The 22,600-nt window shown below is 47.7% G+C and carries 18 protein-coding genes; 3 read left to right on the forward strand and 15 right to left on the reverse strand.

From position 1 onward, the window contains the following. Nucleotides 1–13 precede the first annotated feature (13 nt). The 7 genes from P404_RS0103225 to P404_RS0103255 form a co-directional block, all read right to left on the reverse strand. On the reverse strand, nucleotides 14–769 hold the full coding sequence (locus P404_RS0103225; protein WP_026829951.1) for a prepilin peptidase: 756 nt from the start codon (nucleotides 767–769) through the stop codon (nucleotides 14–16). A gap of 56 nt (nucleotides 770–825) precedes the next feature. Beyond that, nucleotides 826–1,353 carry a type II secretion system protein gene (locus P404_RS0103230; RefSeq protein WP_026829952.1) on the reverse strand — a complete coding sequence of 176 codons (528 nt, stop codon included), beginning with the start codon at nucleotides 1,351–1,353 and terminating at the stop codon, nucleotides 826–828. A gap of 138 nt (nucleotides 1,354–1,491) precedes the next feature. Beyond that, on the reverse strand, nucleotides 1,492–2,709 hold the full coding sequence (locus tag P404_RS0103235; protein WP_014970915.1) for a type II secretion system F family protein: 1,218 nt from the start codon (nucleotides 2,707–2,709) through the stop codon (nucleotides 1,492–1,494). 4 nt (nucleotides 2,710–2,713) lie between these two features. Then, entirely contained in the window at nucleotides 2,714–3,757 is a 1,044-nt protein-coding gene (locus P404_RS0103240) for a type IV pilus twitching motility protein PilT (RefSeq protein ID WP_014970916.1), read from the reverse strand. Further along, complete coding sequence (locus tag P404_RS0103245) at nucleotides 3,754–5,418, reverse strand: GspE/PulE family protein (protein WP_026829953.1); 1,665 nt, start codon at nucleotides 5,416–5,418, stop codon at nucleotides 3,754–3,756. The genes P404_RS0103240 and P404_RS0103245 overlap by 4 nt, the downstream gene beginning before the upstream one ends. 8 nt (nucleotides 5,419–5,426) lie before the next feature. Further along, a complete protein-coding gene (locus P404_RS0103250; RefSeq protein WP_014970918.1) occupies nucleotides 5,427–5,741 on the reverse strand; it encodes a hypothetical protein in 315 nt (104 codons plus the stop codon). Between the two features lie 24 nt (nucleotides 5,742–5,765). After that, a complete protein-coding gene (locus P404_RS0103255) occupies nucleotides 5,766–7,145 on the reverse strand; it encodes a VanW family protein (RefSeq protein WP_026829954.1) in 1,380 nt (459 codons plus the stop codon). 175 nt (nucleotides 7,146–7,320) lie between these two features. Between P404_RS0103255 and P404_RS0103260 the strand changes: the two genes are divergently transcribed. Genes P404_RS0103260 through P404_RS0103270 form a run of 3 tightly spaced genes read left to right on the forward strand, consistent with a single transcriptional unit; the run spans nucleotide 7,321 to nucleotide 9,999 of the window. Continuing rightward, nucleotides 7,321–7,845 (forward strand): prepilin-type N-terminal cleavage/methylation domain-containing protein, encoded by a 525-nt coding sequence (locus P404_RS0103260; RefSeq protein WP_014970920.1) that lies wholly within the window; start codon nucleotides 7,321–7,323, stop codon nucleotides 7,843–7,845. Continuing rightward, nucleotides 7,808–8,413, forward strand: coding sequence for a PilW family protein (locus P404_RS0103265; RefSeq protein ID WP_026829955.1), 606 nt, complete (start codon nucleotides 7,808–7,810; stop codon nucleotides 8,411–8,413). Before P404_RS0103260 ends, P404_RS0103265 begins: the two co-directional genes overlap by 38 nt. A 17-nt stretch (nucleotides 8,414–8,430) precedes the next feature. Then, nucleotides 8,431–9,999 (forward strand): type II secretion system protein, encoded by a 1,569-nt coding sequence (locus P404_RS0103270; RefSeq protein WP_014970922.1) that lies wholly within the window; start codon nucleotides 8,431–8,433, stop codon nucleotides 9,997–9,999. Between the two features lie 47 nt (nucleotides 10,000–10,046). Here the strand turns inward: P404_RS0103270 and P404_RS0103275 are convergent, their stop codons facing one another. From P404_RS0103275 to hemC, 8 genes are all read right to left on the reverse strand, one after another. Then, on the reverse strand, nucleotides 10,047–10,736 hold the full coding sequence (locus P404_RS0103275) for an ankyrin repeat domain-containing protein (protein ID WP_014970923.1): 690 nt from the start codon (nucleotides 10,734–10,736) through the stop codon (nucleotides 10,047–10,049). A gap of 15 nt (nucleotides 10,737–10,751) precedes the next feature. After that, nucleotides 10,752–14,333 carry a DUF5057 domain-containing protein gene (locus P404_RS0103280; protein WP_026829956.1) on the reverse strand — a complete coding sequence of 1,194 codons (3,582 nt, stop codon included), beginning with the start codon at nucleotides 14,331–14,333 and terminating at the stop codon, nucleotides 10,752–10,754. A 72-nt stretch (nucleotides 14,334–14,405) separates the two neighbouring features. Next, nucleotides 14,406–15,656 carry a bifunctional folylpolyglutamate synthase/dihydrofolate synthase gene (locus tag P404_RS0103285; protein ID WP_026829957.1) on the reverse strand — a complete coding sequence of 417 codons (1,251 nt, stop codon included), beginning with the start codon at nucleotides 15,654–15,656 and terminating at the stop codon, nucleotides 14,406–14,408. Nucleotides 15,657–15,712: 56 nt separating this feature from the next. Next, on the reverse strand, nucleotides 15,713–18,349 hold the full coding sequence (locus tag P404_RS0103290; RefSeq protein WP_026829958.1) for a valine--tRNA ligase: 2,637 nt from the start codon (nucleotides 18,347–18,349) through the stop codon (nucleotides 15,713–15,715). A gap of 334 nt (nucleotides 18,350–18,683) precedes the next feature. Beyond that, nucleotides 18,684–19,994 (reverse strand): glutamate-1-semialdehyde 2,1-aminomutase, encoded by a 1,311-nt coding sequence (hemL, locus tag P404_RS0103295; protein WP_026829959.1) that lies wholly within the window; start codon nucleotides 19,992–19,994, stop codon nucleotides 18,684–18,686. Continuing rightward, nucleotides 19,991–20,980, reverse strand: a complete 990-nt coding sequence (gene hemB / locus P404_RS0103300) for a porphobilinogen synthase (protein WP_014970928.1) — start codon at nucleotides 20,978–20,980, stop codon at nucleotides 19,991–19,993. The genes hemL and hemB overlap by 4 nt, the downstream gene beginning before the upstream one ends. Further along, nucleotides 20,977–21,663: a uroporphyrinogen-III synthase gene (locus tag P404_RS0103305; protein WP_026829960.1), complete on the reverse strand. Its 687-nt coding sequence runs from the start codon at nucleotides 21,661–21,663 to the stop codon at nucleotides 20,977–20,979. The genes hemB and P404_RS0103305 overlap by 4 nt, the downstream gene beginning before the upstream one ends. After that, a complete protein-coding gene (gene hemC / locus P404_RS0103310; RefSeq protein WP_014970930.1) occupies nucleotides 21,653–22,579 on the reverse strand; it encodes a hydroxymethylbilane synthase in 927 nt (308 codons plus the stop codon). The genes P404_RS0103305 and hemC overlap by 11 nt, the downstream gene beginning before the upstream one ends. Nucleotides 22,580–22,600: the final 21 nt, after the last annotated feature.

Genomic DNA, 22,600 nt, shown 5'->3' on the forward strand with positions numbered 1-22,600 from the left:
GATTCTTCCTTTCCTAGAGGAACAGATCGAGATAAAGCTTTATCCAATCGTCCGCAAAGTAATATGTCAGTAACGTGCCGATTGCAATCGACGGGACAAACGGGATCGGTTGTTTCCGTTCGACTCGTTTTAAGCCAAGCAACGTCAGTCCGATGATCGAACCGACAAAAGCGGAGACGAACAACGCGATGACGACGTAGAGTGGACCTAAAAAAATCCCGAGGATCCCAAACAGCTTGACGTCGCCTGCCCCCATTCCTTGACGTGAGGCAAGAAAGATCACGAACAATAGAAAGAATCCGACGAATCCGCCAATAATTGGATTATACCAGTTCTCAAGGGGAGAAAGGTAGCGAACAATCAGACTAATCGGTAAAAAGAATAATAAGATTTTATTCGGAATCAGCATGTAGGCAAGATCGGACATGACGAGGATGCTGAGCAGACTCGTCAACAGAATCGACAGGACAAATTGCATCGACCAGCCGAATTGATAAAAGGCATAGGCATACAGGATGCCGCCAAGCAATTCAAGCGCCGGATACTTGATCGAAATCGGTAACTGGCACGTCCGGCATTTCCCGCCCAGCACGACATAACCGACGACAGGTGTCAGTTCAAGCGGTCCGAGGACATGACCACAGTTCGGACAATGGGACCGCGGACGGACGATTGATTCCCCGACCGGTACCCGTAAGCCGACGACGTTCGTAAATGAGGTCACAAGCATTCCAATCAGAAAAAAGTAAACGGTGAAAACGATAGTCATCGTGCGTTCCCTCCTTAAAAAAGTTCAGAAAAAAACCCCCGAGATGGGGGTGGATATTACTTTTCTTTGATTGCAGAACGCTTTAGTGCTCCTGGATCTACACCTTCAAAATAGTCATAATCCGTTGAATCACTTGTTAAAGTAACTTTATATTCATAAGTTCCATTTTCTTCTGTCACAACAACAAATGAATCTTTGTAGGCTGCATCAGAATTCAATGAATCTTTCATTTCATCGATGTATTTTTCCAAAGTATCGACTCGTGGAGCTGCTGCAGTTCCTTTAGTCGTTGCTGTTGATGGAGTAATATTTTTCTTATCTTCTTTGATTCCGAGCTTCACTACTTCTCCAGGTTGAACAGGATTAGACGATGTATACAATTTTGCCGCTGCAACCAATTGTTTCGCATCGGATACAACCGCATCCTTACGTGAGTTCTCGATCAATCCGCCGATTGCGACGACAGCGATTGCTGCGATGATTCCTAAGATAACGACAACAACGAGTAACTCGATCAAAGTCAAGCCGCGCTCGTCACGCATTTGTTTAGCATCTAACCAGATCTCTTTTAGGCGTTCTAACATGTTTATTATTCCTCCCTAGTACTTTTTTACTGTTTCTGGCGTATAGGTCATACTGTCCAGATGAATACTATTATAGTAGCACCATATTTTTTGTAGAAAATGTATTTTTTCTACAACAGGTAAATGTTTTGACAGTTGTCAACTTGCTTGGATGTCGGAGTAAATCTTGAACATCGGCACGACGACGGCGATGACGATGACACCGACGATGACGGCCAGAACGACGATCAGTAACGGTTCGATGATCGACTTCAGGCGGTCGGTCGTCGTTTCCACTTCCGTCTCATAAAAGTCAGCGACTTCGGTCAGCATCGAGTCGAGTCGTCCTGACTCTTCCCCAATCGCAATCATCTGTGTCACGAGGGGTGGAAAGTACTTGTTTTTCGCTAACGGTTCATGCATCGGGATACCACGCGACATCGCTTCGTTCGCTGCAGCAATCCCCTTTCGGATGACCCGGTTCGTCACGATCCGTTCCGTGATGTCGAGTGACGTAAGAATCGGAACCGAGGCATTGAGTAAAACGGCCAGTCCACGCGTCATGAGCGCAATCTGTGACTTTTGAATCAATGGACCAAATACCGGAATCATCAGTAACAAACGATCAAAGATGACGCGTTGGCGTTCGTTCTTCAAGTTGAAGTACAGCAACCCAAGCAGGCCAAAGGCAATCAGTAACAACACCCACCAGTAAGCGACAAAAAAGTCAGATACGGCGACGACGATTTTGGTAATCAGGGGAAGTTCACTGCCAAGCTGATCAAAAATCGAAGCAAACGTCGGGACGACATTCAGCATCAAGAAGACGACGACACCGATTGCGACGACCGAAACGACCGCCGGATAAATCAAGGCCGAGATGACCTTCCGTTTGATTTCGTATTGCTTCTGAAGTTGGGTGACGATATTATCGAGTGCTTCCTCCAAGTTACCGCTTGCCTCCCCTGCCATGGCCATACTGACGAAAAACGTATCAAAGACACGTGGATGTTTTTCGATTGCTTGCGAAAACTGGACACCGCTGCGTAAGTCATCCTCGACTTCGACAAGTGCCCGTTCGAGTGGTTTCGAGTCGGTCTGTTTGCGTAGAATCTCCGTCGCTTTGACGATCGAGACGCCGGACCGGACGAGTGTTGCGAACTGGCGGGCATACATGACCAGATGTTCGATTTTGGGTTTTGCCGTTAAAAATGTAATCTCTGTATTTAATCCTTTTGACTCTTGTTTCTCGAGTAACGTCACGGCAATCTGATCCGTCCGCAACCGCTCCGCCGCTTCTCGCTTCGTCAAGGCCGTAATCTTGCCTTTTTTTCGTTTGCCGGTCATCGTTCGACCTTCGTATTTGAAGACTGTCATGGATTCACCCCGATATGTAAGGTGTCGCGGCAGATGCTGGGATCAAGCCACGACTTACTAAGTCTTGTAATGCCATCTGCATCGTCTGCATTCCGTACTGTTTTCCCGTTTGTAAGACGGATTGAAGCTGATACTCTTTCCCGGTCCGAATCAAGTTCGAGACAGCAGGTGTTTCGACCATGATTTCCAGTGCGGCAACACGTCCCGTGCCGTCTGTTCGCGGCATCAAACGTTGCGACACGACGCCGGCTAAGACATTTGCCAGTTGCGCCCGAATTTGATCTTGCTGCTCCGACGGGAACACATCGATGATTCGACTGACGGTCGAGGCCGCCGTCGACGTATGGACGGTCGCAAACACCAAGTGGCCGGTCTCGGCTGCCGTGACCGCGGTCGAAATCGTCTCGAGGTCACGCATCTCACCAAGTAAAATGACATCCGGATCTTGCCGGAGGGCAGATCGTAAGCCGGTCGCAAAACGCGGCGCATCGATGCCGATTTCCCGTTGGTCAATCAGACTTTTCTGGTGGCTATGTAAATACTCAATCGGATCTTCGAGCGTGATGATGCGTTTATACATCGTCTGGTTGATTTCATTGATCATCGCGGCCAGTGTCGTCGATTTCCCGGAGCCCGTCGGACCTGTCACGAGAATCAAGCCATGTGGTTTCGTCAGAAAACGTTTTAAGACCGGTGGTAACGCTAATTGTTCAAGCGTCGGGACTTCGGTCGGAATCGTCCGAAACGCCATCGACAAGGCGCCGCGCTGATAAAAACAATTAACACGATACCGCGCCACTCCCGTCACCCCAAATGAAAAATCAATGTCCCGATCCTGTTTTAACTGCAGAAACATTTCCTCGGTAATAAGGGAGCGAACGAATCCTTCGATGATGATCGGTTTCATTTTGTCTGTTCCGAACGGTGTCAGCGTTCCGTTAATCCGAAAGACCGGCGGTGACCCCGCCGTCAGATGAACGTCAGATGCTTCTTTTTCTTTCGACGATCGTAAGATATCTTCAATTTGGGCACGTTCCATCGTACTCATTCGGAAATCACCGTCCGGAGGATTTCTTCCGTCGTCGTGATTCCTTGTGCGACTTTGGCTAATCCATCAGCCAACAATAAACGTTGTCCTTGTGATCTTACATACATCGTGATTTCACTCTCCGTTGACTGGTTCATGATCATCCGCCGTAAGCTTTCATCCACCATGACGACTTCCTGAATCGCCAGACGTCCCCGGTAACCCGTCATATTACACGATGAACAGCCGCGTCCCCGCATGACGGTTGTCGCTGAAATCCCTTCTTGGGCAAATAATTCTTCTTCCCGTTTCGATAACGGTTGGACTTCGCCACAATCGCGGCACACCCGGCGGACAAGACGTTGGGCAATCAGTCCCGTGACGGATGCGGCGACCAGGAACGGTTCTACCCCCATGTCGATCAATCGAGTGATCGAACTGACGGCAGAGTTCGTGTGTAGCGTCGACAGGACGAGGTGACCGGTTAGTGAGGCCCGGATCGAAATCTCCGCTGTCTCGATGTCACGAATCTCCCCGACCATGACGACGTTTGGATCCTGCCGTAAGATCGAACGGAGCCCACTTGCAAATGTCAGACCGATTTTCGAGTTGACCTGCACCTGATTGATGCCATCGACTTGATACTCGACTGGATCTTCGACGGTGATGATGTTCCGTGTCTCGTCATTTAGTTCATTTAAGGCCGCATACAACGTCGACGACTTTCCGGACCCGGTTGGTCCCGTGATCAAAATGATACCGTTCGGTCGCTTCAGCATCTCACGAAATTGGTGTTCGTTTCGTTCGCTGAATCCGATTTTTGCAATCGAGATGTTGGAGTTCGAACTATCAAGAATCCGAATGACGACTTTTTCGCCGTAGACGGTTGGTAACGTCGACACCCGGAAGTCATACGCGACGCCGTTATACAGAAACTTAATCCGTCCATCCTGGGGTAACCGGGATTCCGTAATATCAAGCTCACTCATGACTTTGATCCGGGTCGTCAAAATATTTTGGATCTGTTTCGGATAGTTGTTTTCCGTCCGTAATTCACCATCAATCCGAATCCGGATCGATAGGGATGTTTCTTGTGGATCCATATGGATATCCGATGCCCGTTGTGAAATACCGTTCTCCAGCATTTGATTGACCAAACGGATGATCGGAGCATCTTCACGGGTCACCGTATCGCGTGATGTATCCGAAATCATCATCTCATCCGACTCGAGCAATTCCCGTAATGAAGAATCAATGTCATAATACTTTAAGATCGTCCGGCGAATTTCGTCGCGTGTCGCAAGCCCTACTTCGATCATTAACCCTGTCTGAAGACGTAAATCATCGATGGCAATCAAGTCCATCGGGTCTGCCATCGCGATGAACAGGCGGTTCCCCTCACGGTAAACCGGGACAAGCGTATGCCGTTGAGCGAGTTCTTTTGAAATCAGTTTCGTCACGGCGACATCGACCGGGTAGTTATACAGTTGGATGACGGGAATCTTAAGTTGATGGTGCAACGCTTCAATCAATTGTTGTTCCGTTAAGTGGCCGAGTCGTAATAACGTGTCTCCTAGTTTTTCCGTCGTCCGCTTGACGGATAACGCTTCCTCGATCTGCGCTTCCGTCACGACACTTTCTTCTAACAGCATTTCACCTAACCGTTTTCGTTTCATTGCCATTTACGTCGTCATCCTTCCGCATGCCATGTTTCTTCTTCGTCAAGTGGCGTCAACTGCTGTTTTTTTTCATCAACGGCACTCGTAATCGCTGTGACGATTAAAATCGTCATCACATATCCTGCGATGACAAACGGATTCGTCATCCAGTCGAACTTCACTAATAAATAAAGCGCAACCACTAATAGCAACGCGGTTAATGACAAAATTACTTTCGTCAATGTCGTCGCGACAAACGGAATTTGAATCGCAAACATCAACCCACAAATGATTGTTGCGAGACCAATGATGATACCCAGCTCAATCGCTAGATCCGTCCAATTCATAGCCATCCCTCTTTTCTTCTAGTATCAACCAACAGCGCCTTCCGTCGAATCATCTTCGACTGGTGACGCCGGGTCCCCGGTCGTCGGCGCGTCTGGTGTATCCGGTGCCGTCGGTTGATCCGGCGTCGTTGGCGTGTCTGGTGTCGTTGTCCCATCATTCGTTGTTCCATCGTTTGTTGTTCCATCCGTTGAATCATCTGTCATCCCATCGGAATTTGGTGTCGTGTCCTCTTCCGTCGTACTATCCGTCGAATCGTCGACGGGATCGTCAGCCGGTGGCGGTGTCACGACAGGCGGTAATTCTTCTTGGCTACTCTTCGTGACGATGGCTGGCGTTGCCGAGTAAAAGTCGAGTGCCAGCAACTGTTTGACTTCTCCTTGATTGGATTTCGTAACGCGATACAATTCAATCGATTTCCCTTCGGCGCCTGATTGGGTATCACTGCTCGTTCCAGCAGATAACGTCGCCGAATACCGGGTAATCGTGCGGTACGGAATCATTTTTTCTGCTTCGAGCACAGCAGTGACCGTCTCTTTGAATGGTGTCCCACGTAGTTCAAGTGTGACATCACTGCCATTTTTCGTTGCGATGACTTGGTAGTTGACGGCTTGTGTGTTCCGGACAGCAAAATCCGTTTTATCATCAATCTTGACGTCGTACCCTAGTGTCAGATCGTCCGGCAGTTGGGCATGTGGCATCCGTTCGACGATCTCAAATGGTGTTTTCGCAAACAATTCGTACAGTTTACTTCCGATGTACGACGCGGCGACAGGGTCCATCCCATACGTCTTGACATTCATCAATTGTCCAGCCTTGATATCAACTTGCGCCATCGCATCAATCATTTGTTCTTCCGCTGCTGAGCGGGTCATGAACGTGACACTTGAGACGACTTCTCCTGCCGGATCGATGGCCGCTGCCGTCTCTGCCGGATCAAAATTACTTTCCTCAAGTTTTTCACTTGTTTTGATTAACCAGGTCTTGAATGTCTTGATTTGCTCGTCTGTATATGTAATCGGTTGTGTGGCTAAATAAGCTTCCGTCGCCGCTTCATCGACGATCACTTGCAACGCGCCGCCCTTTTTTAAGGACGCTGCTTTAATCGAGTCCTCAATCTTAAACGTCACTAGCTCGGTTGGGATCGGTAACGTCTCTTCCCCCGTCCCGACCGTCAACGGTGTTTTTTTCGACCAAGAGGTAACCGCTTCTTGGACTTTCGGTTTTGCTTCTTTACGTGTCAAACCACTGACCGGTACAGAACCGATTCGGGCCGTCTCCGAAAAGTTTTCAGCGACTGTTGCTTTTCCGGTAAAGGAAATCAAGGCAAACGAAGGAACATAGATTAAGGCAATTAAGGCGACTAACAACAACGTATGTACAGCAAAACGTTTTAAATTTATCATCATCTGTTTCCTTTCCGTATGAAATAACCATTTCAGGTGTCTAGTATTTCCATTATAATGAATATTATGATGAAACATAAGTCCTACCTGACAAATACTTTCTTCATGTGTGAATACATACCGTTTTTCATTTTCTAGTTCAGACATCCTATTGATTCAGACACGAGGTGAGTCCATGCAAGACAAGCAAGATGGGTTTTCGTTAATTGAAGTGTTAGTCAGCATTACGATTTTATCGATTATTTCCGTATCTTTAATCAGTATCTTTTCACAGTCCCTTGCAGCGTCACGGGATAGTACCGAATTGACGTTTGCCAATTACTTAGCGAAGAATGCCGCCTCCTACATCGAGCGAGAAGCCATCGAGACAGAATCCGGCCCGTTTGTTTTTGATGATTTGAAGGAACAAGCACAACAAACGATTTATCAGAATGGTACTTTTGAAATACCGACGCCGAACACGCCGTCATGTGGTGTATCGGCTATTTGCGACTCAATCTTCAACGATGCTGAAATAAATAATCTACCGTTCGATGTGAAGTTCAGTGTCACGCCTCATAAGATTAATGGTGAAAACGATCCAAATCTGCTTGATCTGTATATTTATGTCTATCCGGACGGACAACCGGAGCCGATTACGTCTTTGAAAGGATCGATCACCAATGCGACGCTTAATCAAAGTTTTCCCTCAACGAAATGATGGATTTTCGCTCGTCGAGCTGCTTGTCGCCATCGTCATTGCTGCTATTTTCAGTGCCGTCATTTTGACGGTATTCATCTCCGGGACAAAAAGTTTTCAAGCAACCGGTATCATCAGTGAATTGCGGAGCGAAGCAGACAGCTCGGTTGGTTTGATATTAAATGAAATCACAGGGTTTGATGCCATCCGGATCGACCAAGCAAACAAACTCGCATTCTACAAAAAAACGTTGCCAAGTCTCAGTCAAACAACCGGCTTACTTGAACGGTCGGCTGGCTTCGTCCCGTATAACGCGAATCAAGAAGATGTGGTCGAGCCTGTTACATATAAATTCGACGATAAACAAACAGAACAAACGACCTTGATTTATAACAGTCCAGTCGAAATCATCAATGAGCAGACGAGCATGCAAAAAGCGTTTACCCTGTCACGTCCGGAAACGGTCACGATTACGACAGGGGATTACCCCGGTGTCTATGTGGTCCACGGTATCTTAACGATCACGTTGACCATTCAGTCCAACGATCAAGAAGAAACACAGACACTTACGAGTACGATTGGCTTCTAAGGCAGAAAGGATGACTTATGCGAAAATCCGAAGAAGGTTATACCTTATTATTTGTATTGGTCACACTGACCGTTCTATCCGTGCTGGCAGTCGCGACGATTGGAATCAGTCTTCAATCCACACGACTGACAGAAATTCGTGGGACGAACATCGAAGTCGAATCAGCGACACAAAGTGAATTGAACCAAGCAATCGCCGCCTTGCAGCAAATCGTCGCGACGACCGACGGCATTAATCCGTCCAGTTCTTCCAAGGAACTGTTTGCCGATCCGAAAAATCGAATCATTTTACCACTGGCAACGTCAGCCCCCAATGTCACCGTTGAATTAAATGAAGCCGCCTCGAATGTCCGGGTCAAGGCATTTGATTTGACCGCCCAAGTGGAAGAAACAAAAGGTGACCAACCGACCGTCCGAAAAACGTATTCCCAACGTGTCTACCTATCGGCGATTCCCAGTTTTCTTTATTACATTTTAGGTTCCGATAACCAGGTGATTCTAAATGGCGCGCCACGCATTCAGGGAAATGTCTTCTCACGTAATCCGTTGCAAGTCTCAGCAAGTCCAAATTTCATTTATAATGGCGCAACAGGTACCTACACTGATAAAAATGCCCGGTCCTATATTGATGGTCAGGTTAAAGTGTTTCAACCAAAGGATCAGCCGTTACTAACTTGTCGTGACTTCATCACGTGTGACAGCTCGGTGTTTGATCCGACAGTCAAAACTGATTTGATTGCTACCAAAGAATCATTAGTTCCATTTGATTTCGAGTTTGCCTTAAACGATTTTTTAGACATTCCGAGTACGACACCACTTGCGACAGTAGCAACGTATTTACGCACTCAACCCATCGAACAAGCGATTTTGACAGGACCATTTTTAAATGAACTCAGCACGGATAAACAACTGATTCGACCTGCTCCGACAGAAAACAATACGGTGACGATTACGGACGACATCGTCAAAGCATCGACTGAACCGCTCATCATCGATGGCAACTTGACGATTTCTTCGCTCAATCCGATTGATCAGCCTCTCGAAATCAAACGTCCCATCATCGTCCTTGGTAATTTATTGATTCGGGGCAATGTCAGTTTTGCGACGACGATGTTTTCAACCGGGACAAGTCGTCTTGACGATGCGAATATCCAAGGCATTACGAGTTCGACCAGTCAAAACACGTTGATTTTACTCAGTAAGGGGAGTCTGACGATTAACCGGGTCAATAAATTTTCAACACCACAGACTACAAAACCTGACATGAGTGCTTTTTTATACAGTGATGATACAAAACTGAATCGGATTTATTCCGTCGGTTCGACGATGAATCTGCAAGGTGGCATTTTCACAAAAGGCAGTCTTGAAGTCAATGCGTACCGGGGTACACTCGATTTACCGGAAAACAGTTTCCCGCAAGACGTTCGTGCACTCGAAACCTTAATGAAAACGAAACAGGCAGCAGATGCGGAAAAGTCACGGCTTCGTTTGACCTATGATGCCAGTGTGCTTCAAAATCCAACGGCGATGCTACCACTCAGCCGTGCCGTCCAGCTCTATGTCGAAACACCAAAACGACTTCCATGACATACAAAAACACGACATCCTTGAACATGAGGGTGTCGTGTTTTTGGTTACTGAAATGATTGTGCTCCATAGGCTGTTGCTAATTTCTTTACTTGTTTTTGACTCACTGATGCCCCACTTATTTCTAACAATTGATACAAGTCTGTCCGGTTTTGTTTAACCGTCTCATAAATCGGTGGATCGGTTCCCTTGTCCGGTTCAGCACCCGCCGCAAGGAGCAGCTCGATTGCTTCTTGATTTTGGTCGACTGTCGCATAATAAAGCGGTGTATGACCAAATCGATCCAGTTGATTCAACTGACTTTTGGAAGCTTGTTTGACGAGTAACGCATAGGCATCAACAGAACGATTGATGCTCGTTGCGACATGTAGGACATTTTGTTTGTTCGCATTCACTTGTTTTGTTGAAGCCCCTGCCCCTAACCATTGTTTGACGATATCGGTTGGCGCGAACTGAGCGACATAAAACCAATTTTGTTGATTTTTAGCACTTGCCCGATTTAGCAAAACAAGTGCTTTATCGTATTCGAGTGACTCTTGAAACTGTCGAATGTATCGATTACGATCTTTCGTCGACAAACTGACGTCTTCGACGGCTTGTTCCAATACTTTTGGACTTTTGGACGTTAGGCTGTCTTCAAACGTTTGTTGATTTCGATAATCGACTAACAGATACGTCGTTGCTCCGATTCCAATCAAGAACAGGAGAACGACGATCATGATTTTTTTTCGTGTCACGTCGCTTGCTCCTTTTTAATACACATCGGTATCACTTTCTCCTGTCGATCCTTCAGATGAAATCGTCACTTTAAACGTCGTCGTCAACGGCTGTTTCTCCGTCGTTCCTTCTTTGATTACTTCAAAGATGTCTTTATTTTCTTTTAATGCCGTGACTTTAATTCGTGCGACGCCTGGTCGAAGTGCTTTTAAGGTCTGAGCGGTCGCATCCGTCTTGACGTATTCTTTCCCTTGTAAAACTTCCAAACGATAGAAACGTTCTGTTGTCGTGATGGGTAACCAGTTGAGGAGTGGACGTTTTTGATCATCCTGTAACGTCATCGTCAAATCGTTTGCCGTCAAGGTCACTGGGTTTTCCCGCACGTTAATTTTCGTAATGGCGCGTGTATCCGGGAAATCTTTTAACTGTAACAGCGCATCTACTGGTCCCGCCGGTGTGCCTTTGATTCCTTTGACGGTATATCCTGTATTGGTCTCTATCAATTCAATCGCATCACTGACTTTTGAGAGGACATACGGCAAACGAATGTCTGGCGCGAACGATGCAGTCACGTTTTGTGTCGTCCCGGCCCATAGTTCAAGATTACTTGGGCTGACAGACAGTTCCGGTACCTTGACTTCAATCGTATAGACTTGAGATTGTGCTAAATACGTCGCCGTTCCAGTTGACGCTGGAACAACGGCTTTGACCGTCATTATGCCAGGTTTGAGTCCTGTCAATGTTAACGATTCCTGATCAAGTCCTTTTGCCTGCGCCAGTGTATCATTTGTAACGATCCATTTGATCGGAGCATCGGTTCCCGATAACATGATGGCGTCACCGGTCATCGACTTCGTCTGACCGACATACAAAACGCTTGGTACATCGCGGACAATCAATCCACCAAACACGTCATTCACTGTCAGCTTCGAGGTCGTCACCAACTCACGTCCGTTTGCGACCGGAACGATCAATTTAATATCCGTCGTGCCGATTTTTTTCGGGATGATGATCCCTTCTTGATTAATCGAAGCTATATTCGAATCTTCAATCGACCATCTTAACGTTCCGTATTGACTACCAGCTGGGCTGATTTCCGGTAATACTTTATACGAAGGAGTATTGATATCGATCCGAACCGCTGGAATTTTTGCCTCCGTCGCATATCGTGTCGATAAAGCATACCCGAGTGTCGGGAAAGCTTGTGTGTCGTTTACAACTGATTTTGATTTATCGACCCCATTTTTCTTGTCACGATAAACGGTTTTCGTCGAACTCATCGTATTATCTTTTTTATCAAACACGTGAACCCCAGCCGCATCCTTCGCCCGGACTTTTACAGTAAAGGTCAACTCGGACGGTTTTGCGATCCAGAGTCCTTTTTGAACACCTGCGATGGCTTCGTCGTATTCGATATCCGGAACATCACCCGTTAATGTTTGATTCACAATCTTCACGTTACCGAGTCCAGTCGTTGAGACGACCTCGACATTTGTCGGGAAGTTTTCGCTAAACAGGATATCTTCCATCGTGACAGAGAATTGACCCATGATATACCCATTGTTTCCGATGGCATCTTTTTGAGACATCGGGCTTGTTCGAATCGTATACGTGATATCTGCCGTTTCTCCTTGCGGGATCGTCGCGGGATCAATCGAACGGGATAATGTGAAGGGAGAGGATGCAGACGGTTGGACGACTTGGATCGTCCGCTCTTCCACCGTTTTAGCACCACGCTGGTCTTCTGCCTCGATTCGAATTTTCGCAGATGTTTTTCCTGCCAGTTTTCCATTAAACGTTTCACTGACAAATGAATTATTCTTTAATTTATCGTTCTCATATACCTTTTCATCATCAATATAGATTCGGGTCTTCAGTTGTCGGTCACGTAAATCATAATCATTGACTTTATACGAAATCGTCAGCGGTTCATTGTCTAAATAACTTGCTTGGCTGTCCGGCAAGATATTTTTAAGGAGCGGTTTGTGATTCGCTCCAATGAAGGCACGATACATCGTATTCGAGAACAATTCTTTTTCTTGTTGTTGGTTGAATGTCGTAGTATGCCCTGCACCAGAATACGTGACATTCCCTTTTGTATACATATAATAATGATTTCGGGCGTCACCAATTGTTCGTCCAGCTGACTGGTTGGAATCGGCAACACTATTTTCACGAATGTTGTACCACGGGATTAAATCTGGTTGTTCAAGATCAAGTCCAAAATATTGATTATGCGTCGTTGCGATTTTGACATCGTTTCCTAATGTAAACGGATATGAAGTCATGACACCCTCATTTTGTTTAACCGCTTGCCCTGACGTTCGAGGCGCACCGTATCCCATATTCGTAAAGTTTTTTTGCCCCGCCAGTCCAGCAAACTTCTTTTCCCAAAACAGTTCAGGGCTTGCCGATTGACTCGGGCGGAAAATCGTATCATGAGACAACATCAATCCTTGCCCCGTGTTCGTAAACCCAAGGATTGCATTTGAGGCATCATCGCTCAGCGATGCCGCTCCATACGAATCTTGGAACCCGAAGATCAGCATATCGTACGCCGTATTTAAATTTTTAGACGGATACGTTTTATTGAATACATCTGCTGTGATGACTTCGACGTTAAAGTCATAAAAACCATCTTGCTTCAGTAACGTTCCCGTATTCATGAATCCATTGATCGATCCAGTCGTACCCGTTCGCGTCACTTGAAGGATCTTCGCTTCCGCGACCTGATCCTTCATCAAAAAGCTGCCGGTTTTATAATCGGTCAAACCGTCACTGCTTGATACACGAATCATCCAGTTCCGCGGACCGGTGTAACTTGGCGCGTCAAAGTTATAGCTTAGCGTGCCGGTTTTCCCTGCCGGTTTCTCATCGACTTTTTCTGACTCTTCAAATTGATCGTTGCTGTCAAAATCAATATACAATTGTGCGAGCTGATTCGTATTGTCCACGCTCGTCGTATACGTGAAATCAATTGGTACGTTCGGAACAGCTGTTGTCGCTTTATCAACTCCGGTCAATGCCGTTCCCTGTTGCTGAACAGAGACACGTTCGAGACGGGGACGAATGATTTTTTGTACCTTCAATTTTGTTATGACCGCCGTCATATCGGTATACGTAGGGATACCTTTAAAGACTGCATTAAAATTACTTGACGTCTGCGCCAAAACATCCTGATGTAAAAAGACCGGTAATCCTTTTTGGATATAAGCACCATAGATTTCATTCGCCTTCAGCTTTGTAATATCATTTTCGATTTTATTCGTATTATGATTTTTTTTCGTATCCGAGATTGTCATCGAATAGCGGTCTGTTCCTGAAAAGGCAGACGGATCAAACACAATCGCATCAAATGCACCGTCTAAAGGAAAACGCGATGCATTCAATTCTTTGACTGTCATCATCTTGATCTCGAACTGATTTTTGTCAAGACCCGTCAACATCGAATTCACTACTGTACTCGGATCAATCCGGTTCGTCGCCGACCAGGCATCCCGCACTTCCAGAATCCTAAACTTCTCTCCAGTTGCAGCTTTTGTATGTGGTGGTTGTATATACGTAATACTGGTAAAGATCAATAGACTGACTAAAAACAGACGTACCCAACGCTTCATTTCAATCGTCTCCTCGTCATAAGATCATAAAATCTAGGACTATATTACCCCACCTTTAGTATACAAGGACTTTTACTGTTTCCCCTTTTTTGTAAAAGACTGCTCCTTTAGTAATGCGCGGACCGTACTGATGAAATAGAGCGATCCCGTGACGGCCAGCGTGTGATCCGCTGTATCCACCTGTTTGAAAAAATGTTCGAGTTCTATCACATTTGCCCCGTCCGCGGTTAGTTCTTCTAACGTCCGCGCCCGTGGAAAATCAAACGTCGTCTCATAGATGTCTGGTGTCACTTCCCGCAACTGGTTGAGCATTGCTTCCCGGTCTTTATCCCGCAAGATCGAACACAACACGATGACCGGCTTCGTTTCTTCCTTCAATCGCTCGACGAGTGCCGTGACACCTTCCGGATTATGGGCACCATCCAAGACAATCCGTGGTCGACGCGAGATGATTTCAAACCGCCCTGGATGTGTCGCATTACGTAGCCCACGCCGGATCGCCGTCTTCGACCAGCCCAGTTGTTTCGCACAGATGACGGCGTTCGCCGCATTGTGGACTTGATGAACACCTTCAAGCCCGAGTCGTGTCTCGGGAATCCCTTCATAGGTCGCCCACGTCCCCGTCGCATTCAACTGGTAGTCACGAATCACTTCCTGGCTCCACGTTAAAGTCGCTTGTCGATCGCCACAATAGGCCATCAACGGCACCGTCAATTCTTCTTGCAGTTTACCCGCAATGACGTTCGTTCCTTGTTTGATGATGCCAAACTTCTGTAACGCAATCTCTTGGAGCGTATCTCCGAGAATTGCTTGATGATCATGTCCGATTGACGTGATAATGGCCGCTTTCGGTTGTTTCAGGACATTCGTCGAATCGTACAAACCACCGAGTCCAACTTCATAAATCACGAAATCAGGACGAATCCGATCAAAATGATAAAAGGCAAGTGCCGTCAACGCTTCGAATTCTGTTACAGTCCCAATCGTCGGCTCTAAGTTTATGATCGCTGCTTGCACGGCGATGGCGGCTTTGACAAGATCCGCTTCACTGATCGGGACGCCGTTTAACATGATTCGTTCTTCGAATTGAATAATATAGGGGGAAGTAAACGTCCCGACCTGAAGTCCTTCCGCCACTCCCATCTCGCGTAAGAAGGCGACCGTCGATCCTTTCCCGTTTGTGCCCGCGACATGAACTGTCGGAATCGTATCGGGATCAATCTGTAATTCTGTTAACAAGGCTTGCATTCTGCTCAGTCCCGGTTTAATACCAAATGCCAGTAATGCCGATAACCATTCGAGCACATCTTCCCGTGTTCTCACGTTTGATTCACTCCTTCAAAAAAAGTGACTCAAGAAAACTTGAGCCACTGTTAAGATTATTTTGCGAGTTCGCTGATCCGGACTTCGACTGCCGCCCGTTTTTCTTTATAGTCTTGTGCTTTTGCTTGTTCTTCTTCAATGACGTGTGCCGGTGCTTTCCCGACGAAGCCAGGGTTGTTGAGTTTTTTCTCGACCCGTTCGACTTCTTTTGTATATTTGACGAGTTCTTTGTTCAGACGGGCGATTTCTTCTTCGATGTTGATCAAGTCAGCTAGCGGAATGAACAATTCGGCTCCCGTCACGATCGCACTCATCGCTTTTTCCGGTGCTGTCATATTCCGTTCGACGAGCAACTCCGACGCATTCGTGAACTTTTTCAAGTACGACAGATTTGTTTCTAAATCATGCTGGACTTGATCGTCACTCGTTGAGATCATCAACTGAATTTGTTTCGACATCGGTGCGTTGACCTCTGCCCGGATGTTCCGGACTGAACGGATGACGTTCTGAACGGCTTCGAATGCCGGAACAGCTTTCGGGAAGTCGAGTGCATCGTTCCGTGTCGGCCAAGCGGCACGTGTGACGGTTTCGCCTTCATGCGGTAAGTGTTGCCAAATTTCTTCTGTGATGAACGGCATGAACGGATGCATCAGACGCATGATTTGATCGAGCGTATACGCAAGAATCGAACGTGTCGTCAGCTTCGCTGCTTCGTCCTCACCGTTTAACGGTAACTTCGCCATCTCGATGTACCAGTTACAGAAATCTTCCCAGATGAAGTGATAGAGGACACGACCGGCTTCACCGAACTCATATTTATCCGATAAGCGCGTCACATCGTCAATCGTCGTGTTCAGACGCGTCAGGATCCATTGATCGGCCAGTGATTTTTCACCGGTCAAATCGATTTGTTCGTACGTCAATCCATCCATGTTCATCAACGCAAAACGGCTGGCGTTCCATAATTTATTCGAGAAATTCCATGTCGCCTCGATTTTTTCCCAGTAGAAACGTAAATCATTCCCCGGCGTCGAGCCTGTCGTCAAGAACCAGCGGAGCGAATCGGCGCCATATTTTTCAATGACATCCATCGGATCAATCCCGTTCCCTAGTGATTTCGACATCTTCCGTCCTTCCGAGTCGCGAATCAACCCATGAATCAAGACATCGTTGAATGGACGTTCGCCTGTGAATTCATACGATTGGAAGATCATTCGTGAGACCCAGAAGGCGATGATGTCGTAACCTGTGACGAGTGTCGACGTCGGGAAGTACTTCTGATAATCAGCAGACCCTTCGTTCGGCCAGCCCATCGTCGAGAACGGCCAGAGCGCAGAAGAGAACCATGTGTCGAGGACATCATTATCCTGTTCCCAGTTTCCGATGTCAGCCGGTGCTTCCTTGCCGACGTATACTTCGCCTGTTTCTTTATGGTACCAAGCCGGAATCCGGTGACCCCACCAGAGTTGACGGCTGACACACCAGTCCCGGATGTTTTCCATCCAGCGGACATATGTGTTTTCAAAACGTTGTGGAATGAAGTTGATTTTGTCTTCGCCTTGTTGCTCTTGCAGTGCTTTTTCTGCGAGTGGTTCCATTTTGACGAACCATTGGAGCGACAAGTAAGGTTCGACGATGGCATCCGACCGCTCAGAGTGACCGACGGAATGCAGATGCGGTTCGACCTTAATCAAAACACATGACTCTTTCAGATCTTCGACGATCTGCTTGCGACATTCGAATCGGTCCAGACCTTCGTATTTACCCGCGTTTTCGTTCATCGTTCCGTCTTCGTTCATGACGAGGACACGTGGTAATTCATGACGGTTCCCGACTTCAAAGTCATTTGGATCGTGTGCTGGTGTGATTTTAACGACCCCTGTCCCAAACTCCATATCGACGTACTCATCGGCAACAATCGGAATTTCCCGTCCGACGATTGGCAACGTGATCGTTTTACCGACCAGGTGTGCATATCGTTCGTCCTTCGGATTGACGGCAATCGCCGTATCCCCAAGCATCGTCTCCGGACGTGTCGTCGCCAGTTCGACGTGACCGGATCCATCCGTCAACGGATAACTGAAGTGATAAAACGCCCCTTCGATGTCTTTATAGATGACTTCGATGTCGGAAATTGCTGTTTTCGTCGCCGGGTCCCAGTTGACGATATATTCGCCGCGATAGATCAGACCTTTTTCGTATAACTTAACGAATACTTCTTGTACTGCTTCCGACAAACCTTCATCGAGTGTGAACCGTTCGCGTGAGTAATCGAGTCCTAGACCAAGCTTCGACCATTGTTCGCGGATCGTCGACGCATATTCTTCTTTCCAGGCCCACGATTGCTCAAGGAATTTTTCGCGTCCCATCTCGAGACGTGATTTCCCCTCTGCCCGAAGCTTTTGTTCGACTTTCGCTTGTGTCGCGATTCCCGCGTGGTCCATCCCCGGCAGGTACAAGACGTCAAACCCTTGCATCCGTTTCATTCGCGTCAACATATCTTGGAGTGTCGTATCCCAGGCGTGACCGAGGTGCAATTTCCCGGTGACGTTTGGTGGGGGGATGACAATCGTGTACGGTGCTTTTTCCGGATCTTGATCGGCTTTGAAATATTCACCTTTCATCCAAAAGTCGTACCATTTTTCTTCTGTCGCCTGCGGATCATATTTCGTTGGCATTGATAATTCCTGCATCTAAATCGCTCCTTTAATCCATAATAAAAACGGCTTCTTTCGTCCTCATCTAAGGACGAAAGAAGCCGTTGCTCTTCCGCGGTACCACCTTAGTTCACTCTAAAAACAGAGTGCCCTCTAGACCGCGTAACGTGCGGCAATCCGGATCTCGCTTGCTTTTGCTTACGAGACCAGCTCGTGGGGTGACCTTCGTCAGGACGTCCTGTCACATCTCTCAGCCAATGGATGTGTTCTCTCCTACAGTCCGTTGATTGACTACTCTTCCCGTCAACGCTGTTTCCAAATTATTCTTTCCTTATTTTATCCGAGACGTCAGTGACTCGTCAAGAACTGCTTAACGGTTAAATTCAAGCTTCAGTTCCTTGAACGTCAGCTCGACTGCTGCAATCGTCTGATCAATGTCCTCATCCGTATGGACTGTCGACAAGAAAAGACCTTCAAATTGTGACGGTGGCAAGAAGATGCCGCGTGCCGCCATTTTTTGATAATACGAACGGAACATCTCGAGATTGGATGATTTCGCTTGCTCGAAGTTCGTCACCGGTTGATCCGTGAAGAAGACTCCGAACATCGCACCTGCCCGGTTCGTCGTCAACGGAATGTTGTATTTGGCGGCCGCCTGCTCATATCCTGCTGCGAGACGCCCTGCTTTCCGGTCAAACTCTTCATAATGTTCCGGTTTGAGTTGTGTCAATGTCGCAAGACCGGCTGTCATCGCGAGTGGGTTCCCGGATAACGTACCGGCCTGGTAGATCGGACCTTGCGGCGCAATCTGTTCCATGATGTCACGACGTCCGCCGTAAGCACCGACTGGCATTCCGCCGCCGATGACTTTACCAAGACACGTAATATCCGGTGTGACACCGAAGTACCCTTGGGCACAGTGGAAGCCGACACGGAAACCGGTCATGACTTCATCAAAAATCAACAGGGTACCGTACTGTTCCGTGATGTCTCGCAGTCCTTCGAGGAAACCAGGCTGCGGCGGGACAAAGCCCATGTTGCCCGCTGCCGGTTCCACGATGACTCCAGCGATATCATCTCCATGTTTTTCAAAAGCAATCCGGACCGCATCCATATCATTATATGGAACCGTCAACGTCATGCTAGCAATTTGTGCCGGAACACCTGGTGAGTCGGGAAGTCCAAGCGTCGCGACGCCTGAACCTGCCTTGATCAACAATGAATCTCCGTGCCCGTGGTAACAGCCTTCAAACTTCAAGATCTTTGTTTTTCCCGTATACCCCCGTGCCAGACGCAGCGCCGCCATCGTCGCTTCTGTCCCCGAGTTGACCATCCGGACGACTTCGACCGATGGGACACGGCTGATGACGACTTCTGCCATCGCCGATTCGATTTCAGTTGGCGTACCATAACTCCAACCACGTGTCGCCTGTTCCTGGATCGCTGCCGTCACGATTGGATCGGCATGTCCAAGAATCATTGGTCCCCACGACAAGACGTAATCGATGTATTCCTTCCCATCGATATCGTACAGTCTTGAACCTTGTGCGCGTTCTGCAAAAATCGGTGTCATACCAACTGATTTGTAGGCACGGACCGGACTGTTGACGCCGCCTGGCATCAGTGGCAAGGCGCGTTCAAACGCCGCCTTTGATTTTGAGTTTTGATTAATCAAGCTCATGTTGTTCCCTCCAAGTAACGACAGATGTCTTTTGCGAAATACGTAATGATGAGATCCGCACCAGCGCGTTTAAAACCAAGCATCGTTTCCATGACGATCCGTTCTTCATCAATCCAACCGTTTAACGCAGCGGCTTTGACCATTGCATATTCACCGGAAACGTTATAGGCGACAATCGGTAGCTCAATCCGCTCCCGGACATCACGGATGATATCCATGAAGGCCAGTGCTGGTTTGACGATCATGAAGTCTGCGCCTTGCTCGACATCAGATGTGGCCTCACGGAATGCTTCCCGGCGGTTCGCAGGATCCATTTGATAACCTTTCCGGTCCCCTTCCCCCGGTGCAGAATTTGCTGCATCGCGGAACGGTCCATAATAAGCAGAAGCATACTTGACACCATAACTCATGACCGGGATGTGGCTAAACCCATTCTCGTCCAGTCCTTGACGAATCGCGGCGACGAATCCGTCCATCATCGACGACGGTGCGATGACATCTGCACCGGCACGTGCTTGCGAGACGGCTGTTTGGACATGAAGCGGCAATGACGCATCGTTATCGACCGTACCGTCCGTGACAATCCCACAGTGCCCGGTTGATGTGTATTCACATAAACAAGTATCTGCGATGACCGTCAATTGCGGAGCAATCTTTTTGACGAGGCGTGTCGCTTCTTGGACGATCCCATGATCATGAAAAGCGCCTGTCCCCTGCTCGTCTTTTAGATGGTCGTGCGGAACGCCAAACAAGATGACGGATTCAATACCCAGTGAAACGACTTCCTTGATTTCTGTTTCCAGGTGGTCGAGTGACAAGTTAAACACACCAGGCATCGAACTGACTTCTCGTTTGATGTTTTCACCTTCAGCGATAAACAACGGGTAAATCAAATCGGATTTATGCAGATGATTTTCCCGGACAAGTGAGCGCAATGACGCCGTATTGCGTAACCGGCGATGGCGTGCGAATTCTAATGTATTCATAACAGTTCCTCCTCTAAAATACAGTCAATCAGCCCGTCGAGCGTAAACGTCTGCGCGACGAGTCGTGGTGTCAATCCGAATCGGTGAGCAGCTTGCTCCGTGATCGGTCCGATCGTCACATAGATCGCTTCTGTCTGCTTACGAAGTGGTGCCAGTGCTTCGACAGCTGAAGGACTTTGTAACCCAATATACGTAGCATGTCGGAGAAGCTCAGGTGGCATCGCCCGTAACTTCGTTTCATACGTGACGACCTCCAGCACATCAACTTCGACTTGTTTTCTTAAGTGTTCGAGTGGCTCTTGGCGTGCCCGATTCCCTCGGGCAAAACAAATTCGTTGTCCCGACCTAAGGAATGGACATAATTCTTCCACTAAGACGTCTCCCGTGAAGGCCGACGGGACAAAGTCAGGTGTACGTCCACTCTTTATTAAAGCAGCTGCCGTCTTAGACCCTACGACCGCAATTTTCGTCTGCTGCAGTTGATCCAGGTGTGACGTAATTCGTTCGACTCCGGTCGGACTTGTCACGATTAACCAATCCAGGTGTGGTGGTAACTGAAAGGCAACCGGAATCGTCTCGATGACCGGATGATGGATGACGTCGATGTTTTCTGCCTGTAATCGATCCACTTGTTCAGCAGTTGGCCCTCGGCTTCCCGTCAAGACAAGTTGCTTAGAAGTCATCCGGCAAGGAAGCAAGAATCTCACGACCACCCGCATCAAGCAGACGCGTGGCGACGATTTGACCGAGTTGCATCGGATCAAGTGACGTTTCCCGCTCAAGCAAAATTTGTTGCCCGTCGACTGAACCAAGGAATCCGACAAGGGTCGTCGATAAGTCCTCGTTGATTGTCGCAAATCCACCGACCGGCACGTGACAACTGCCTTCGATCGCAGACAGGAATGAGCGTTCCGCAAATGCTACTTTTTCCGTCATCTGATCATGAATCAGATTCAGTAAATCGCGCACTTCTTGATCCTGCTCCCGGCATTCAATCGCTAAAATCCCTTGTCCGACAGCCGGAATCATATCATCGGTTGAGATGTACTCGGAGACGATTTCGTCCGACCAGCCCATACGCTGTAATCCGGCGGCCGCTAATAAGATACCGTCAAACGGTCCCGTCTTTAATTTCTCAAGACGCGTATCGATATTTCCACGGATTGATTCGATCTTCAAATCCGGACGTAACTTCAATAACTGAGAACCACGTCGCAGACTGCTTGTCCCGACGATTGCTCCTTCAGGAAGTGATGCGAGTCCACCGCCCGTCGTTGTAATCAACGCATCTCGTGCGTCGACACGTGCCGGTGTTGCGCCGATGATCAAGCCTGCCGGTAACTCCGACGGGAGATCCTTCATGCTGTGGACGGCAAAATCGATTTCTTCGTCGATCATCTGTTGTTCGATCTCTTTGACGAACAATCCTTTACCACCGACTTTAGACAATGTCACGTCAAGGATGCGGTCACCCTTCGTGATGATGTTCTTGATTTCGAATTCGTATGGTGCACCCGCTTGTTTCAGTTGCTCGATGACCCATTTCGTTTGTGTCATCGCGAGTTTCGAACTACGTGAACCTACTATGATTTTTCGCATGCTGAAATCCCCCTGTACAAT

It is taken from the genome of Exiguobacterium antarcticum DSM 14480 (assembly GCF_000685865.1).
GTDB classification, from domain to species: domain Bacteria; phylum Bacillota; class Bacilli; order Exiguobacteriales; family Exiguobacteriaceae; genus Exiguobacterium_A; species Exiguobacterium_A antarcticum.